The organism is Streptomyces bambusae (genome assembly GCF_020532645.1).
GTDB classification, from domain to species: domain Bacteria; phylum Actinomycetota; class Actinomycetes; order Streptomycetales; family Streptomycetaceae; genus Streptomyces; species Streptomyces bambusae.
Genome location: NZ_JAJAUZ010000003.1, coordinates 164589 through 181398 on the forward strand (window position 1 = coordinate 164589; position 16810 = coordinate 181398).

The window sequence follows — 16810 nt, forward strand, 5'->3', positions numbered from 1 at the left end:
CGGAACCCGGCGCGCCCGGGCCCGGACGCGGTCACCAGCCTGCGTCCGCCGCGTGGGAGCGGAGGGTCCGGGCGAGTTCGGCGGAGCGGGACGGCGTCGTGATGCCTGCGTACGAGATGGACTCCGAGGTGCGCCAGTAGACGACGCCCTGGCCCTCGGGGTCCCCGGCGGCCTCCACCAGCAGCCGGGGGATGTCGGGGTGGCTGATCGTGCAGCTCCCGGAGGCCGACGCGCCGGGGGCGGTGACCGGCAGGGACACGGTGCACTCGCCCGTCTCCGCTTCGCGGCCGAGCAGGGTCAGCCGCCCGAACATGCCGATGGTGAACCGCGCCGAGGCGCTGAGCCGTTCGGACACGTTGCGGACCGCCACCCGGACCACGACCGAGTCGGGGCAGTTTGCCGAGCAGCGGTGCGGGGGTTTGCCCTCCATGTCGTAGAGGAGGATCTCCGAGTCGGAATGGAGGACCCGCAGCCGGGCCGGCAGGCCCTCGGCCGTGGCGACCATCGTCGCGTACGTGTCCGACGCCGTCTGCGGATCCTCGGCGGCGCGGACCGTCAGCTCGATGTGGGAGGCCCGGCTGTCGGGGTCGCCGGGCGCCCCGGTGCCGGTGAAGCCGAGCAGCCGGTGCGGGGGCTCGGGGTCGACCCAGAAGTTGCCGAACCCGCGGCCGGGCGGGATCGCGTACCGCACCGCGTCCCGGTCGACACCCTCCGGCGGACGCGCGTACGACTCGCCGGTCGCGGCGGTCCACGGCTGCACCGCCGGCGCGCTGCTCACGCCGCCGTCCGGTTCCCCGCCCGGAAACGCGTCCTGCAGGCGCGGCCCGAGGACGCCGGGTGCGAGGTCGTCCAGGTTCACGCCCCAGAAGTGCTCGTCCTCGTACTCGGTCCAGTGCCCCGCGTACGCCGGCACGTCCGGATCGGGGCTCGCCGGGTCGAGGGACAGGGCGGCCTGCCAGTAGTCCTTGCCGCCCTTCAGCAGGGTCGCGCCGCCCGCGACGTGCAGGACCTGCGCGCCGTGCCCGTCGATGGCGACCGTCCCGAAGGTGTCCCCGGTGCCGAGCGTGTGGAGGTCCACCGTCACTTCGCGGTGCGTCGTCCACGAGCCGCGCCAGTGCAGGAGCCCCGCGGAGGCGATCCTGCCGCCGATCGTCGCCATGGGCGGTGGCGGCTTCGCGTCGTCGGCGCCGCCGGGGAGGGCCGAGCAGCCGGCGAGCGCAGCGAGTACGAGGGCGGCGGTGACGGTACGGGCGAGGCGGCCGGACTTCACGGAGCTCCTTGGGGGCTGCTGCTGCTCGGGGCGGGGTCATCGGGCTCGCGCCGACGCCGTCTGCGGCGGACGGCGACGGCGTACCCGGCCGCGGCGGCGACGCCCGACAGCGCCGCGGCGTACCCGAGGACGGTCAGCACCGCCCCGACGACGCCCCGGCCCGCGGCCCGCTCCCCGGCGGCGCTCTGCAGCGGCGTCGGGGAGCCCAGCCAGAGGGAGCCGGTCGCCTCGGACTTGGCGGGAGCGGCGAGCGATCGCCCTACTCCGGCCGCCAGTTCGGGGTGCTCGGAGGCGAACGCGTCGGCGCTCAGGCGGCGGAACGGGACCCGGCTCAGGTCCACCCCGCCGTACACGATCGCCATCGCCATGCCGCCCGGCAGACGGCGGTCGGCGTGGTACTCGCCGTCGCGGTACGAGCGCACGAACGCGCGGAAGGTGTCCCGGGGCTGCCAGCCCGTCACGGTCAGCCGGTCGTCGACCGCGCCACTGCCGATGAGCGCTCCGTATGCGGTTCTCTGACGGATGCTCAGGTCCCGGTACCACTCTGCAGCCACCCGCGCGAAGTGGATCCGGCGCAGATCGGCGTACGCACGGGCGTTGTTGACGAGGTGCTCCAGGCGGGGCAGGACGATCCGGCGGCCCAGGAGCTCGTCGTGCGCACGCTCGGCGGCGTCGCCCTGACGGCAGCCGGCCGCACCGGCGGCGGGCACCTGGTCCCGCGAACTCCCCGCGGATTCCCTGGCGTCGACGGATTCCAGCTCGACCTTCAGTGGCGCGTCGAGGATGTGCAGCTCGTCTCCGTCCGCGTACACCTCGGCGGGCGCCGGCGTGATCCACACGCGGACGGAGGCGCACTTCCCCTCCAGCCCGTCCCAGTAGGCCCGGCCCGAGACGGTGTCCGGGTGGATGATCGCGCCGACGTCCTTCTTCAACCGCAGGTCCGCTTCGAGCATGATGCGGCCCGCGTCGGTCCGCCCCAGCCGCTCGTCGATGATCACGTCCGGCTGGTCGGGGTGGAGGTTGACCCAGAAATCGGCTGGATCGAGGGCCAGCCAGACGAAGAACGCGTCGGACGACTGCCGGGCGGCCGTCAGGGCGGTGGCCCGGTGCGGGTCCCCGGAGCGCGGCGCCCGGTCCGCCGCGAAGGAGTACCGTACGCCGCTGCCGTCGCCGGGGTCGGACAGGTAGCGCAGCTCCAGGCTGGTGAAGTCGATGCCGCCGGGGAGGAGAGCCGGCTCGGAGACGGCCCGGGAGAAACCGGTGGGTGCCCTGCCCGGCTCGCAGCCGGGGGACCGTGCCGCCCGGCGCCGGGGCAGGAAGGCCTGGCGGGCGGCGCCGCCCGGCCGAGGGGGCAGGCACTTCTGCAGCGGGGTGCTCAGCTTCGCGTGGGCCGCCCGGAGGAGGCCGTCGGGGTCCTTGGCGACAATGGGGAGGACCTGGGCGTAGATCGCCATGAGCTGCTTGTGGGCGATGGCGTTGCGTTCCCTGGCGACCGCCCGCCACCGCTTGTCCACCTTGTTGTACGCAGCGGACCGCTTCGTCTTGCTCCCGATGCCCTTCACGGCCGCCTCGCGCTCGCGCTCCAGCCGGACGACCTCGTCGGGGGTGAGGTCGTAGTCCACGCCGTGGAAGAGCGGGACCCCGGGCAGGTACAGCCCCGAGCACGTCCAGCACTGCCGCCGGTCGGACGACCCCAGCAGTACGGGACGCCCCAGTGGTTTGACGAAATTGCGCAGCCGGACCTCGGAGTGCGCCTTCTCCGGCTGGTTGAACGCACTCACCGCGAGCAGCGTCTGGACGCGCTCTGCCCGCAGCCCGGCCAGAGCCTCGTCTTCCAGGTACGCCGCAAGGAAGTCGAGCGGAACCTCCCGCACCCGTGCCAGACGTTTCCGCACCGATCCGGGCTGGACCAGTGCACTCTCGTACTCGGCCTTCAGCCGCTCGATGTGCCCCTGCTCCTTGGCCCCCAACCGGTTGTGGTCGACGAACACGGTCGCCGCATTCCACCCGGCCTGCGGCACCCGCCCGTCAACTTCCCACCGCAGCAAGGCGTTCAACAGCATCGGCACGTGCTCGTACCCCAGCCGCACCCCCTCCGCTGCCCCCGGCGGCCGCTCCTCCGCCTCCGCCACCCCCGCCGGGCAGGCCGACGTGGACAGCAGAGCCACCACCAGCAGCAGTACCGAGCGGACCAACCCCCGTCGTGCCGCCCCACCCGTCGCCCTCACGCGCCCCAGTCAACCGCAGCACGCACCCCCGGCCGCCGCCCCGCCGCCGCATCCCCCTGAAAGGGTGACCACGTCACTCCCGACCCGCCACCGCTGCCGGGCCCGGCCGCCCCTCAGCCGGCCAGGGCGGCGAACTCCCACGGATCGTGCGCGCTGAACACGCTCACCTCGTCCGCGTGGTCGCGGCGCAGGGTCCGTAGCCGGTCGAGGGCCGTGGTGGCGGCCTCGCCATCGGTCTGGGCGCCCTGCTGGACCGGGACGAAGGCGGGGTGCGGCACGGGCGGGGTGGCGTCGATTTCGCCGTGGTACATGTACGCGTCGCCCGCGTGCAGCAGCCAGCGGCCGCTGCCTCCGTCCCGTACGGCCACTCCGGCGTGCCCCGCCGAATGACCCGGCAGCGGCACCAACAGCACCTCGGACGCCAGCCCTCGAGGCCGCGCCACCCCGCCGAAGCCGAACCACTGCGCGCCGCCGTCCCCGCACACGGCCGGTGTCAGCAGCGGCTGGTGGGCCCGGTGCGCGTGCATGAAGCCGCCGAGGGTGTGCCGGTGGTGCGGAGCGGTCCTGTCGGTGGCGGCGCGCAGCTCGTCGGGGTGTACGTGAACCCGGGCGTGCGGGAAGTCCGGCAGGCCACCGGTGTGGTCGCGGTGCAGGTGGGTGAGGACGATGTGCCGCACGTCCTGGGGCGCGTACCCGAGCCGGACGATCTGGTGCAGCGCGCTCTCCCCGGGGTCGAGCGCGGGCCTGGCGTACGCAACCCAGTCCGGGCCGAGGGACCGTTCGGCGTCCCGTACGTCGGCGGTGCCGAGCCCGGTGTCGACGAGGATCAGCCCGTCGGTGTCGGTCTCGACGAGCAGGCAGTGGCAGACGGCCGCCAGTTCGCCCTGCGCGCCGGAGCCGAGCAGCGGAATCCGCCGGAGTGAGCCGCAGTTGAGATGATGGATGCGCACGAGTCCCCCTGGAGCGTACGGGTGGGCTGTTTCGCAACGGACGCTAGGAGGGCTCCTCGTGACTCACCAAACGGTTGGCCACGGCCCACTCGCCGACTGCCCGGACACCGCGCTCGTCCCACCGGGGCGCGATGCACCGCAGTGCCCCGTCGACATCACCCTCGCCGCCTTGAGCGGCCGGTGGACACCGCTGGTCCTGCGCGAGTTCCTGCGCCGCGGCGAAGCCACGTACTCCGAGCTGTCGGCCGCCCTGCCCACCCTCTCCGACAAGGTCCTCTCGGACCGGCTCGCCCACCTGACGGCCGCGGGCGTCGTCGAACGCCACCGCACCCCCGGCTGGCCCCCACGGGTCCGCTACGCACTGACCGCCACCGGACGCCGGCTGGAGCCGGTGATCCACACCATGTGGGAGTGGGGCACGGCCCACCAGCCGGAATCCGGGCGCGGCTAGGACCTGTCCGTGCATAACCTCAAACACGAGATCACCGAGTCGCCGTCGATACACCACTCCAGCGGACATGACCCGGCGGACAAGGGTTGACGAATCCGTGGGAGACACGGGTGCGGTCAGCATCTGCGATGCCACCACGCCAACTCCGGGTCCGCCGCCGGCTCGTGATGAGTTCGCCCGAGGAGCACCAGGTCCAGGCGCTCCACTTGCAACCGCAGTTCACGGGCGGCCCTTGGCGGAAGCATGTACAGAGCGTCTCGCAGTTTGTCCCGGGCCCACCCCGAACCGCAGCACGGGCAGGTGAACTCAGCCTCCCACGGACGCCACCGGCGCTTGGTGCCGTGGACGCGCACGGACCACACGCTCAGCGCCACTGACACGAGGCCCGGAGACAATCGCTCCCGTTCGAGCACACGCACGGCGGCATTCGCCGCTCCCGACAGACCTGGGACGTCGCGATACCGCACCCAGGCTCTTCCCCAGCCGCGTTCCCGCGACCGAAGCGACGCTGGTGTTCTACGCGGCACGGCCCCTTCGGATGCAAGTCATGGACGGCATCCTCCCATACTCCAAGATCGGCCGGACGGAGCCGGGAACGCCGAACGGCCCTGCCGCCTCGGGAAGACGGGGAGGCAGGGCCGTTCGATGTGGTGTGGCGTGGTGTGGCGTGGTGCCCGCCGGTCAGCCGACGGCCGAAGCCGGACGCGGAGTGACCGCCTCCGCCCCCGCCGGATCCGTCCGCTGCACCAGCAGCCGCTGCGCGAGCGCGCCGAACGCGACGGCGAACACGGTCCACAGCACCAGCTGGACCGCCAGCGACGCGACCCGGAACTCCCACAGCAGCGCGGCCGGGAAGTCCGGCTTCACGGCGTCCGTGTTGTCCGGGAGGACCAGGAAGGCCAGCCCGGTGGCGACGACGAAGCCCGCACCGGCGGCGAGCGTCGCGTTCCAGTTGCCCAGACGCGGCGCCAGCCGACGTCCCAGGATGATCGCGCCGACGCCCAGCAGGACGCTGAGCAGGATCATCAGGAAGAACAGCGTGGTGCGCTGCCCGATGGTGTCCGGGTTGCCGACCGCCGGCGGGGTGGCCGGGTACTTGAGGAACGGCACCAGGTAGACGGTGGTGAAGGCACCCGCCGCGGTCAGCGCCGCAGTCGCCCGCGGGCTGAAACCGCCGACCCGGCCCAGCACGAAGGAGAACGCCAGGGAGGCGATGCCGCCGAGCGCCACCCCGTAGACCAGCACACCGGTGGCGAGACCCACGGTGGACTGTACGGGCCGGGAGACGAGCTCCTCCTCTTCCTCGGCGGAAGCGGAGGCGGAGTCGGGGGCACCGGCACCGGCACCGTGTCCGGCATGACCGCCCGCGGCTCCGGCATCCTTGGCGGCCGCGGCCTCCTCGACGGCGATGGAGCTCCGGACCGGCGGCTCACCGACCACATAGGCGACGGCGAAAGCGAACAGACCGGCGATCAGGCCCGCGAGCATGCCGCGGACCAGCAGACCTCTGACAGTGGAGGCGTACATGGTGTGCGCGCCCCTCAGTGGCAGGGGAAGCCGAGCAGGTGACGGCCGTCGTGCACCCACTCGTGCACGCCCTCGCCGGCGAACAGGGCGGTCGCACCCTGCTCGGCGCCGACGAAGTACAGGGCCACGAGCATCAGCAGGCCGACGAACAGCGCCCAGGGCAGAACGGCCTTGACGGGCAGCGGCGCCGACGGCGCGACGGCGGGGGTGGGAATGGCAGCGGAAGCGACAGCCTCGGCCATGGTGGAACCTCCTCGGGGAACAACGCGTCCCATGCGGTGGTGCGGTACGACGGTCCTCGGGTCTGACTCGCCGCGCCGCCACCCGTGGTGGATGCCGTCGCAGCACACAGTGGCGCGACCATGCCGGATTCACACCGGACTTCCGTCTCGCCGTCGTCGCTATGTCTTTATGTCGCCGCGACGCTACAGCCCTGCACTGCCCCTGTCCAAGCGGATGAGTCTCTGATCACATAGTGGTCAGGCGCGCTCCGGCGATATTCCTTCGACACCCCAGTCCTGTTCGCGTTGCATGCCTCACATGACCGAGCTGCGAACCGACCGTCTGCTGCTGCGCCGGTGGCGCGCATCCGACAGTGAGCCCTGGGCGGCCATGAACGCCGATCCCGAAGTCCGCGAACACCTGGGCGCGCTCCTCACCCGGGAGCAGAGCGACGCGGACATGGCCCGTATGCAAGCCGAGTTCGACGCCCGCGGCTTCGGCTGGTGGGCGCTCGAGTCGCGGGACACGGGCGCGTTCCTGGGGCGGGCCGGACTGGACGAGGTGGACGGGGAGCTGCCGTTCGCGGGGGTGGACGTCGGCTGGCGCCTCACACGTTCGGCATGGGGTCACGGATACGCCACCGAAGCCGCCCGGGCCTGCCTCGCCTTCGGCTTCGGGACCCTGGGCCTGACGGAGGTGGTGGCGTCGACGACCGCAACCAATCTCCGCTCCCGGGCCGTGATGCGCCGCCTCGGCATGACCCGCGACCCGGCCGACGACTTCGAGGACCCGACCGTACCGGACGGCCCGCTCCGCCGGTGCGTGCTGTACCGGACTGCCGCTGCGACGGTGCCCCACGCTGCGCCCGTTCCCCACGCTGCGCCCGTGTCCGACGCTGCGCCCGTGTCCGACGGCGCGACCGTGCCCGCCGCCGGGGCGACGCCCGCCGGCTGAACGCGCCGGGCCCGGGGCGGCGTACCGGTGTGCCGCCCCGGGCCCGACGATCAAGGGGTCAGCCCCGGCCGAGGAGCGCGTTCATCCGGGCGATCTCGGCGGACTGGGAGGTGATGATCGCGTCGGCCATGGTCTTCGCCTCCGGGAAGGAGCCCTGGGCCTTCTCCGTCTTGGCCATGGCGACCGCACCCTCGTGGTGCTTGATCATCAGCTCCATGAACGCGGTGTCGAACGCCTTGCCCGAGGCCGCCTTCAGCTGGTCCATCTCCGCCTTGGACATCATCCCGGCCAGGCCGTGCGCCGAGTGGTCCATGGCGCCCTCGGCCGGAACCTGCTCGCCCCAGGAGGTGAGCCAGCCCGAGAGGGTCCTGATCTCCGGGTCCTGCGCCTTCTTGATCTCCGCGGCGAGCGCCTTCACCTCGGCGGACGCGGCCCGCGACGGCGCGAGGTCGGCCATCTCGACGGCCTGCCGGTGGTGCGGGATCATGCCCTTCGCGAAGGCGACGTCGGCCGCGTTGTGCTGCCCCTGCCCCTGCCCCTGCTTGGCGGGCGCGGAGGTCGTCGCGGACGGCGAGGTGCTGCCGTGGCCGTTGTGACCGGCCGAGGAGTCGTCGTCGCTGCTGCCGCATGCGGCGAGGAGGACGGCGGCCGCCCCGGCGGCGGCGACGGCGGCGGTACGGCGTACGAGGGAACGCTTGATCATCATGTTGGTGCAACTCCTTGTTGCGCATGCCGGCAGTGCCCGGGCATGCGAGTGGAACGGATGAGAGAGGCCGTGGCCGCGGGCTCTTCCAGACGCGGATGCGTGTATGGAGAGGGGCCCGGGGCGGGCGCTCTAAATCCGAAGGAGTTGCAGTTCGGCCAGATCAGGCGGTGCGCGGCTGCCGGCGGCACCTTGCGGCACGGCCGAGGCGAGCGAGGTCCCGGCCTCCGGTACGACGAGTGCCGGCAGCAGTGCCGGCGGCACGTATGTGGTCGACACCCCGGCGGCGGCGCAGGTCGCATCGGCATGGTCGACGTGGCCCGACCCGCCGGCGGTGTGTGAGCAGTCCTCGACGGCTCGGCCGGCCGCCCGGCCCGTGCCTGAGTCGTGTCCGTCGGCCGCCGACCCGTGGCCCGCGGCCGCGCCGGCCCGGTGGTCGTCGGTCGCCGCGTGCCCGCCAGTGGTGGCCGCCGCCTGCGCCGCCGCCTGCGCCGCCGCCACGGCCGGCGGGGCGGCCGCAGGCCCGGGCGTCAGGGCGTGCATGCCCAGGATCCCGGCGAGTACGACGAGCACGAGCAGCACGAACCGGCGCCCCGCGGGGCGCGTCCTCGGCTGCTCGGCAATGACCACGGCCTCATCGTACGAGGCCACCGGAGGTGGCGTGCACGCGGCCGCCCCGGCGGGCTGGTGGGCTGGCGACGAGCGAGAACGCTTCCGACCGGCAGGCCGTCGGTCAGCGGGAGTGGTCGATGACGTTGCCGTTGCTGCAGTTGTTGGCGTGGTCGGCGACGTAATCGCCCAGGACCGGGACGAGAGCGACCTCCTGCAGGCAGACGGCGGCGGCCGTGAAGTTCCAGTTGTTCGCGGCGTTGACGCCCCCACCGAAGTTGCTGTCGTTGTCGGCATGCGCCGGCCCGGCCAGGGCGGCAACGGTCAGGGCGAGGACGGCAGTCGTGATGATCTTTCGCATGCCCGGCCCAACGACGGGCCCGACCACAGGTCACGTGGGCGGGTGGGAGAATCCGGCCATGTCCGAAGAACTGTCGCGCTGGTACCGGGGACGTCTGGTCATCGGCCCGTTCATGCCGTTCGACGGCGGCGAGGTCGACCGGCTCGAACGGGAGATCGGGCTGCCCCTGCCCACTTCCTACCGGGCCTTCCTCGAGGCCGCGGCCGGGGAGAGCCTGCCGTACGCCGTGCGGCTGCCGGCGTGCGAGCCCGAGCCGTGGCAGAGCTTCGACGCCCTCTACCAGCCGGGGCGCAACGCGGACGGTGAGTACGGCTGGGGCACGCTGCTCGGCGAGTACCGTCGCAGCCGGACCTGGCAGCTCCCGGACGAGGTCCCGCTCGCGGGCCTGCTCCCGGTCGCCCGCAACGGGGGCGGCGACACCCTGTTCCTCGACCTGAACCCCGCCACCCCCGGCCGGCTCCACGCCTTCGTGCACGGCATCCCGCACGCCGGATACCTCCCGACGGGCGTCTTCACCCACGTCGCCGACGACTTCGACGCCTACCTCGACAGCCTCACCGTCGACCCGGACCTCGCGGAGGACACCTGGGTCGACGTCGCGGACAGCGCCCCCGACGACACATGGCGTCAGACCGTCGCGGCATGGCTCGACAAGGAACTACCGGGCTGGCGCACCGAGCCCTGGGCGGGTTGAGAACTGGCGGCCGGGCTCGTCAACGGCGCAGGTAGGCCAGGACGGCCAGTACGCGGCGGTTGGCGTCGGGGGACGGGTCGATGCGGAGCTTCGCGAAGATGCTCGCCGTGTGCTTCGCGACCGCGCTTTCGCTGATGTGCAGGGCCTGGGTGATCGCCGCGTTCGAGCGGCCCTCCGCCATCAGCTTCAGCACGTCATGTTCGCGCGGAGTCAGCGCGGACGTGGTCCCCCGGGCGTCGCTACGGGCCAGCAGACGGGCCACGACCTGGGGATCGAGCACCGTGCCGCCCCCGGCGACCGTCCGGACCGCATCCACGAATTGGGCCGTGTGCGTCACCCGGTCCTTCAACAGATAGCCCACGGCACCCTCCCCGCCGGCCAGCAACTCCTGCGCGTACAACTGCTCCACGTACTGGGACAGGATCAGCACCGGCAGGCCCGGTTGCTCCCGCCGCGCCTGGAGCGCGGCCCGCAGGCCCTCGTCGGTGAAGTCCGGCGGGAGCCGGATGTCGACGACGGCGACGTCCGGCCGCTCTTCGTGCAGGGCCCGCAGCAGCTCCGGGGCGTTGTCGACGGCCGCGACGACGTCGAATCCGTGCTCCTCCAGAGTCCGGGTCAGACCGTCCCGGAGGAGGAAGAGGTCTTCGGCGAGGACGACGCGCACGGTATCTCCAAGGTCGCGAGGGTGGGTCCGCCCGGCGGGCTGTCCAGGGCGAGGGTTCCGTCGAAGGTGCCGAGCCTGCGCCGCACGCCGAGCAGCCCGCCGCCGCCCCGGGAGGGGTCCGCCCCGCCGCGGCCGTCGTCGGCGACGCGCACCCGGAGCACAGCACCGTCGTGGTCCAGCGCGATGCGCACCTCGCCGGCCCCGGAGTGCTTGGCAGCGTTGGCCAGCAGCTCCGCCACCGCGAAGTAGGCAGCCGACTCCACCCCGGCCGGAAACCGCCCGGCCGGCAACCGCACCTCCACCTCGACGTCGAGAAAGCTGTCGAGCGCCAGCGACCGTACGGCGTCACCGAGCCCCCGGTCCGCGAGGACCGGCGGCAGCACCCCGTGCACCAGCTCCCGCAGGTCCTGGAGCGCCCGCTCCGAGACGGCCCGCACCTCGGAGAGCAGCGCCCGGGCCGCCTCCGGATCACTGTCCAGGAGCAGGGTGGCCTTCTCCAGCGTCATCCCGAGCGCGACCAGGCGGGCCTGCGCCCCATCGTGCAGGTCACGCTCGATCCGCCGCAGTTCGGCCGCCTGTATGTCGTGCGCATCGGCCCGGGTCCCAGTCAGCCGCTCGATCCTGAGATTGAGCTCCTGCTCGTACGGAACCGACAGCGCCCGCCGACTCCACCGCGCGTGCCCGGCCAGCACCCGCGGCGCCAGCGCCAGCCCGCCGGCCATGAACCCCAGCCCGAGCAGAGCCGCGTCCAGAGCGCTCCCGATGGACTCGACGAGCACGAAGCCGTACCAGTTGCCGTCCCCCAACTCCCGCCAGACGAAGGGCTGCACCAGCGCGCCGAACACCCCGTACCAGAACAGGCACAGCGGCACCCCTACGAGCAGCCCGCCCGTCAGCGGCTCCAGCCACGCCCAGCGCAGGTCGCGCCAGAACCCCTCGTCGCCGAGGACCTCACGGGCCCGCCGCGGGAGCGGCCCGGGCGGGCTGACGGTGCCCCCGGACCAGCCGACCGCCCGTGTCCGCCCGCGGTCCGAGCGTCGGCGCAGCGCCGCTGCTGCGCGCGGCAGGAGCAGGGAACCGAGCCCTACCGGCAGCAGGAGCAGCGCACCCACCACCAGCGCACCCGTCAGCGGCAGTACCAGTGCGGCCAGCGAGAGCAGCTGGCACCGCCACAGTGCCTTGACCAACCGCCGTTCCCCCATGTCAGCACGTACCTCGCCGTGTTGCCCCGATCGTAACGGCAGCCACGGGACGCACCGCCGACACCAGCCACGGCACCGCGGCGAGCACGCACGCGACCCCGAACAGGACCATCGGGGCCACCGCGCCGGACTCCTCGTCCATGCACAGGAGCATCCCGAGGTTGACCAGAGCGTGGAAACTACCCGTGAACAGCAGCTGGCTGGAGCGGATCCGCTCGACCCCCAGCCCGAGGACCACCGACATCGCGACCGTCGCCACCAGGAACCCCGCCGCGTACGCCGGGTCCTGTGCGAACACCGACACGTGCCATACGCCCCACACCACGCCCACCAGGACGGACGCGGCGAGCGCACCGAACCGGTCCCGCAGCAGCGGCTGAAGCCAGCACCGCCACCCGACCTCCTCCGCACAGGCCCCCGCCAGCTGAGCCACCACGACCAGCACGAACGGATGGGCGAGCTCACGCGGATCGGTGACGACGGGGTCCCCGTGCAGGGCCGCATACCCACCGACCGAGATCAGCATGATCAACGGTGCGGTGAGCAGCAGCCACATCCCCGGCAACCCACTGCCCGACGCCCAAGCCCCCGCCCTCACGAGGCCAGACATCCCGGGACCCCGCCCCGCGAGGCCCGACATCCCCGCGCTCATGCCCGAGCCCGTGCTCGTTCCTGTACCCGCTCCCGCGCCCCAGCCAGTCCCCGTCCCCGTCGTCCCCGCGCCCCTCGACCTCCCGACCCCAACACCCCACCCCGGCAGAGCCCCCGCCAGCCGCGCCCGTATCCGTGTCGGCCACAGCAGCGCCACTGTCAGCACGCCCGCCGCCGGCCCGAGCTGGGTCAGCTGCACGACCTCGGTGGGTATGCCCGTCCTGGGTTGTGCAGCTCCCAACATCCCTGCCGCCACGAACGCGACGCACAGGAACACTCCCGTCTCTGCCTTCCACCCGCTCATGCCGCCCGCCTCCCAGTCGTAGGTTCCGGTGCCGATCACCGTTTCCCTCGACTGTGCCGTGCGGCGACGAGCGAGCCATTGAGCCCAGCTGCCCGATCAAGGTGTACCCAGGTGCACCTTGACGCGGCGACGGGATCTGCCTCACGCTCGGACGTGCCGGGTCAGGCCCGCCCAGCCGGATCCTGCGCCTGTTCCTTCACGTCCTCCGGCAGTTCCTCCGTAACATCCCCCGCCGCGGAGGAAACACCGTCGTCCCCGACCCGACGCGTCTTACTGAGGCGCCCCGTGGCCCACCCGGCCAGCGGCTCGGTGTAACGCGCCGTCAGCGGTCCGATCACCACCAGGATCAGCACGTACGCAGTCGCCAGCGGACCCATCGCCGGCTCGATCCCGGCCGTGACGGCGAGGCCGGCGATGACGATGGAGAACTCGCCGCGCGCCACGAGCGTGCCGCCGGCCCGCCAGCGGCCCTTGACCCCGACACCGGCGCGCTTCGCCGCCCAGTACCCGGTCGCGATCTTCGTGCCGGCCGTGACCAGGGCGAGGGCGAGTGCGGGCAGCAGCACCGGCGGAATGCTCGCCGGATCCGTGTGCAGACCGAAGAACACGAAGAACACGGCGGCGAAAAGGTCCCGCAGAGGACTCAGCAGGCTGTGCGTTCCCTCGGCGACTTCGCCGGAGAGCGCAATGCCGACGAGGAAAGCGCCGACGGCAGCGGACACCTGGAGCTGCTGGGCGATACCCGCCACCAACAGCGTCAGACCGAGCACCACGAGGAGGAGCTTCTCCGGATCGTCGCTGGAGACGAACCGGGATATGTGACGACCGAACCGGACCGCGACGAACAGCACCGCCCCCGCCACACCCAGGGCGATGGCCAGCGTCGCGCTCCCCGCGGCCAGGCTCACGCCGGCCAGCAGGGCGGTGATGATCGGCAGGTAGACCGCCATCGCCAGGTCTTCGAGCACCAGGATGCTGAGGATCACCGGGGTCTCGCGGTTGCCGACCCGGCCCAGGTCACCCATCACCTTGGCAATCACACCAGAGGAGGAAATCCATGTCACTCCGGCCAGCACGACCGCAGCCACCGGGCTCCAGCCCATCAGCAGGGCGGCGGCCGCCCCCGGCACTGCGTTCAGGGCGAAGTCGACGATCCCGGCCGGGTACTGCGTCTTCAGGTTGGAGACGAGATCCGAGGCCGTGTACTCCAGCCCCAGCATCAGCAGCAGCAGGATCACGCCGATCTCGGCACCGATCGCCACGAACTCCTCGCTCGCCCCCATGGGCAGTAGCCCGCCCGTGCCGAACGCGAGCCCGGCCAGGAGATACAGCGGAATGGGGGAGAACTTCAGGCGGCCGGCGACCCGGCCGAGCAGACCCAGGCCGAGCAGGATCGCACCGAACTCGATGAGGAAGAGAGCGGAGTGCACAGGCGTCACTCCCGTCCGAGTATCGCCGCGGCGGCGTCGACGCCCTCGCGGGTGCCGATGACGATGAGTGTGTCCCCGCCGGCCAGCCGGAAGTCCGGCGCGGGAGACGGGCGGGCCTCGGCGCGGCGCAGGACGGCCACGATCGACACACCGGTGTCGGTCCGCATCCGGGTCTCGCCGAGCAACCGGCCGTTCCAGTGGGAGTGCGCGGACAGTTCGATGCGCTCGGCCACCAGGCCCAGATCGGTGGTGTGCAGCAGGTTCGGGCTGTGGTGCGCGGGCATCAGCGCGTCGATCAGGGAGGTGGTCTCCGAGCCCGTCAGGTGCAACGACTGGGCGCAGGCGTCGGGGTCGTCGGCTCGGTACACGTTTACGGTCCGCGTACCGTCGCGGTGCGCGATCACGGACAGATGCCGGCGTTCGCGGGTGGTGAGGTCGTACTGGACCCCGATTCCGGGCAGTGGTGTGGTGCTCATCCGTGGAGCAGGCACAGCTGTCCCCCCTCGTGTTCGTTCGTACGTGATGCCGTGGCAGCCGACGCGGCACCGCCGTGCGTGCCGCCTCGCGGTACGTGCTCGGTCTCGGGCAGGAGACGGTCGCTCGGCGTGGCCATCGTGCCACTTTCCGCGTGACCGGAATATGGGTGTCGGCACGGATGGACAGAGCCTTCCGCGCCAACCAGGATGGGGGTGGGGAACTAGGCTTCACCGCAGGTCAGCACGGGTTGATGGACTGTCTTCCACTGCGGTCGCCGCGGTGGAAAACGGGCCCGGTAGGACGCCGGGGGACCGGCCGGAAAGGGTATGTGGGCGTGTCGTTGTACTGGCGGATCTTCCTTCTCAACGCGGGAGTTCTGGCCGTTGCCACGGCCCTGCTGCTCGGTCCGGTCACCGTCTCCACGCCCGTCCGCTTCGGCGAGGCGGTCATCGTGCTCGGCGGGCTCGCCGCCATGCTCGTCATCAACGCCGTACTCCTCAAGGTCGGACTCGCGCCGCTCGCCCGGCTCAACCGGGCCATGGACGCCGCGGACCTGCTCAAGCCCGGAGCGCGCCCCGCCGCGGACGGAAACGGTGAGATCGCCGCTCTCACCCGGACCTTCAACGCGATGCTCGACCGCCTCGAAGCCGAACGGGCCACCAGCAGCGGCCGTGTCCTCACCGCGCTGGAAGCGGAACGCAAACGCATCGCCCAGGAACTCCACGACGAGATCGGCCAGACCCTCACCGCCGTCCTCCTCCAGCTCAAACACGTTGCCGACCACGCCCCCGAACCCGTCCGCACCGACCTCCACCAGGTGCAGGAGACCACCCGCGCCAGCCTGGACGAGATCCGCCGCATCGCCCGCCGGCTGCGCCCCGGCGTGCTGGAGGAACTCGGCCTGCACAGCGCACTGCGTTCCCTGGCCACCGAGTTCACCACCCGGCGCCTGGGTGTCACCGCGCACCTCACGTCCGGCCTGCCGCAGCTGGACCCGGCCACCGAACTCGTCCTCTACCGCGTCGCCCAGGAAGGCCTCACCAACGCCGCCCGCCACTCCGGCGCCACGCGCGTCGAAGTCCACCTCCGGCCCCGCCCCGGCCACGGCGTCGTCCTTTTGGTGACCGACAACGGCCGCGGCCCCGGCGACGCACCCGAGGGCGCCGGCATCCGCGGCATGCGCGAACGCGCCCTGCTGATCGGCGCGGAACTCGTCGTCGGCGCAGGCCGGCACGGCGGGACACAGGTCCGACTCACCGTTACCGACACCGCAGGCACCGCGGCCGCCAACATCACCGACACCATGGGCACATCCCTCACCGAGGCCAAGGGCAGTGTCAATGCCGAGGTCAGGGCCGACACCGGCAGTGGCACCGACACCAAAACCGAACCCGACACCGACCCCCCGGGACCCCCACGATGACCCAGTCGGCCCCCCGGCCGCCCGCCCGCATCCTGCTTGCCGACGACCACACCCTCGTGCGCCGCGGCGTACGCCTGATCCTCGACGCCGAGCCCGACCTCACCGTGGTCGCCGAGGCCGCCGACGGCGCCGAAGCCGTCGCACAGGCCCGCGCCACCGACATCGACCTCGCCGTCCTCGACATCGCCATGCCCCGCAGCACCGGCCTCCAGGCCGCCCGCGAACTCGCCCGCATCCGCCCCGGCCTGCCGATCCTCATGCTCACGATGTACGACAACGAGCAGTACTTCTTCGAAGCGCTGCGCGCCGGCGCCTCCGGATACGTCCTCAAGTCCGTCGCCGACCGCGACCTCGTCGAAGCCTGCCGGGCCGCGCTCCGCGACGAACCGTTCATCTACCCCGGTGCCGAAACCACGCTCATCCGCACCTACCTCGACCACGCCCGCACCGGCGGCCCGCTCCCCGAGCGGCCCATCACCGAACGCGAGGAGGAAATCCTCAAACTCGTCGCCGAAGGCCACAGCTCCAGGGAGATCGGCGACCTCCTCGTCATCAGCCCGAAGACGGTGGAACGCCACCGCGCCAACCTGCTCCAGAAACTCGGCCTCCGCGACCGCCTCGAACTCACCCGCTACGCGATCCGCACCGGACTCATCGAACCCTGATCCGCCCACCCGGCGTTCCCTGCGG

Annotated in this window: 18 protein-coding genes; 5 read left to right on the forward strand and 13 right to left on the reverse strand. The window is 72.3% G+C overall.

Annotated elements, in window-relative coordinates:
- Positions 1-31: 31 nt before the first annotated feature.
- From LG634_RS03475 to LG634_RS03485, 3 genes are all read right to left on the reverse strand, one after another.
- A complete protein-coding gene (locus LG634_RS03475; RefSeq protein ID WP_226732069.1) occupies positions 32-1270 on the reverse strand; it encodes a hypothetical protein in 1239 nt (412 codons plus the stop codon).
- Positions 1267-3498, reverse strand: coding sequence for a hypothetical protein (locus LG634_RS03480; RefSeq protein WP_226732070.1), 2232 nt, complete (start codon positions 3496-3498; stop codon positions 1267-1269). Before LG634_RS03480 ends, LG634_RS03475 begins: the two co-directional genes overlap by 4 nt.
- A gap of 113 nt (positions 3499-3611) precedes the next feature.
- Positions 3612-4448: an MBL fold metallo-hydrolase gene (locus LG634_RS03485; protein WP_226732071.1), complete on the reverse strand. Its 837-nt coding sequence runs from the start codon at positions 4446-4448 to the stop codon at positions 3612-3614.
- A gap of 58 nt (positions 4449-4506) precedes the next feature.
- Between LG634_RS03485 and LG634_RS03490 the strand changes: the two genes are divergently transcribed.
- On the forward strand, positions 4507-4899 hold the full coding sequence (locus LG634_RS03490; protein ID WP_226732072.1) for a winged helix-turn-helix transcriptional regulator: 393 nt from the start codon (positions 4507-4509) through the stop codon (positions 4897-4899).
- Positions 4900-5580: 681 nt separating this feature from the next.
- Here the strand turns inward: LG634_RS03490 and LG634_RS03495 are convergent.
- Together LG634_RS03495 and LG634_RS03500 are read right to left on the reverse strand one after the other, a co-directional pair.
- Positions 5581-6426, reverse strand: a complete 846-nt coding sequence (locus LG634_RS03495) for a CbtA family protein (protein WP_226732073.1) — start codon at positions 6424-6426, stop codon at positions 5581-5583.
- A 14-nt stretch (positions 6427-6440) separates the two neighbouring features.
- Positions 6441-6668, reverse strand: a complete 228-nt coding sequence (locus LG634_RS03500; protein ID WP_226732074.1) for a CbtB domain-containing protein — start codon at positions 6666-6668, stop codon at positions 6441-6443.
- A gap of 298 nt (positions 6669-6966) precedes the next feature.
- On the opposite strand from LG634_RS03500, the gene LG634_RS03505 reads away from it, so the two are divergent.
- Positions 6967-7602 carry a GNAT family N-acetyltransferase gene (locus tag LG634_RS03505; protein WP_372482363.1) on the forward strand — a complete coding sequence of 212 codons (636 nt, stop codon included), beginning with the start codon at positions 6967-6969 and terminating at the stop codon, positions 7600-7602.
- Positions 7603-7660: 58 nt separating this feature from the next.
- Here the strand turns inward: LG634_RS03505 and LG634_RS03510 are convergent, their stop codons facing one another.
- The 3 genes from LG634_RS03510 to LG634_RS03520 all read right to left on the reverse strand — a co-directional run bounded on the left by LG634_RS03510 (position 7661) and on the right by LG634_RS03520 (position 9275).
- Complete coding sequence (locus LG634_RS03510; RefSeq protein WP_226732075.1) at positions 7661-8308, reverse strand: DUF305 domain-containing protein; 648 nt, start codon at positions 8306-8308, stop codon at positions 7661-7663.
- 129 nt (positions 8309-8437) lie between these two features.
- Positions 8438-8935, reverse strand: coding sequence for a DUF6153 family protein (locus LG634_RS03515; protein ID WP_226732076.1), 498 nt, complete (start codon positions 8933-8935; stop codon positions 8438-8440).
- A 103-nt stretch (positions 8936-9038) separates the two neighbouring features.
- Positions 9039-9275, reverse strand: coding sequence for a hypothetical protein (locus tag LG634_RS03520; RefSeq protein WP_226732077.1), 237 nt, complete (start codon positions 9273-9275; stop codon positions 9039-9041).
- A gap of 58 nt (positions 9276-9333) precedes the next feature.
- Here LG634_RS03520 and LG634_RS03525 point away from each other — a divergent pair, with 58 nt between their 5' ends.
- Positions 9334-9969 (forward strand): SMI1/KNR4 family protein, encoded by a 636-nt coding sequence (locus tag LG634_RS03525; RefSeq protein WP_226732078.1) that lies wholly within the window; start codon positions 9334-9336, stop codon positions 9967-9969.
- A gap of 19 nt (positions 9970-9988) precedes the next feature.
- Here the strand turns inward: LG634_RS03525 and LG634_RS03530 are convergent, their stop codons facing one another.
- The 5 genes from LG634_RS03530 to LG634_RS03550 all read right to left on the reverse strand — a co-directional run bounded on the left by LG634_RS03530 (position 9989) and on the right by LG634_RS03550 (position 14696).
- The gene (locus LG634_RS03530; RefSeq protein ID WP_226732079.1) at positions 9989-10633 is read right to left on the reverse strand and encodes a response regulator transcription factor; all 645 of its coding nucleotides are present in this window, start codon (positions 10631-10633) and stop codon (positions 9989-9991) included.
- Positions 10585-11820 (reverse strand): sensor histidine kinase, encoded by a 1236-nt coding sequence (locus tag LG634_RS03535; RefSeq protein ID WP_226732080.1) that lies wholly within the window; start codon positions 11818-11820, stop codon positions 10585-10587. Before LG634_RS03535 ends, LG634_RS03530 begins: the two co-directional genes overlap by 49 nt.
- Before the next feature lie 16 nt (positions 11821-11836).
- Complete coding sequence (locus tag LG634_RS03540; RefSeq protein ID WP_226732081.1) at positions 11837-12391, reverse strand: CPBP family glutamic-type intramembrane protease; 555 nt, start codon at positions 12389-12391, stop codon at positions 11837-11839.
- A gap of 560 nt (positions 12392-12951) precedes the next feature.
- Positions 12952-14220, reverse strand: a complete 1269-nt coding sequence (locus LG634_RS03545; RefSeq protein ID WP_226732082.1) for a cation:proton antiporter — start codon at positions 14218-14220, stop codon at positions 12952-12954.
- Between the two features lie 5 nt (positions 14221-14225).
- Positions 14226-14696: a cation:proton antiporter regulatory subunit gene (locus LG634_RS03550; RefSeq protein ID WP_226732083.1), complete on the reverse strand. Its 471-nt coding sequence runs from the start codon at positions 14694-14696 to the stop codon at positions 14226-14228.
- Positions 14697-15031: 335 nt separating this feature from the next.
- Between LG634_RS03550 and LG634_RS03555 the strand changes: the two genes are divergently transcribed.
- A complete protein-coding gene (locus tag LG634_RS03555; RefSeq protein ID WP_226732084.1) occupies positions 15032-16120 on the forward strand; it encodes a HAMP domain-containing sensor histidine kinase in 1089 nt (362 codons plus the stop codon).
- Complete coding sequence (locus LG634_RS03560) at positions 16117-16785, forward strand: response regulator transcription factor (protein WP_226732085.1); 669 nt, start codon at positions 16117-16119, stop codon at positions 16783-16785. The genes LG634_RS03555 and LG634_RS03560 overlap by 4 nt, the downstream gene beginning before the upstream one ends.
- The last annotated feature ends 25 nt before the right edge of the window (positions 16786-16810 follow it).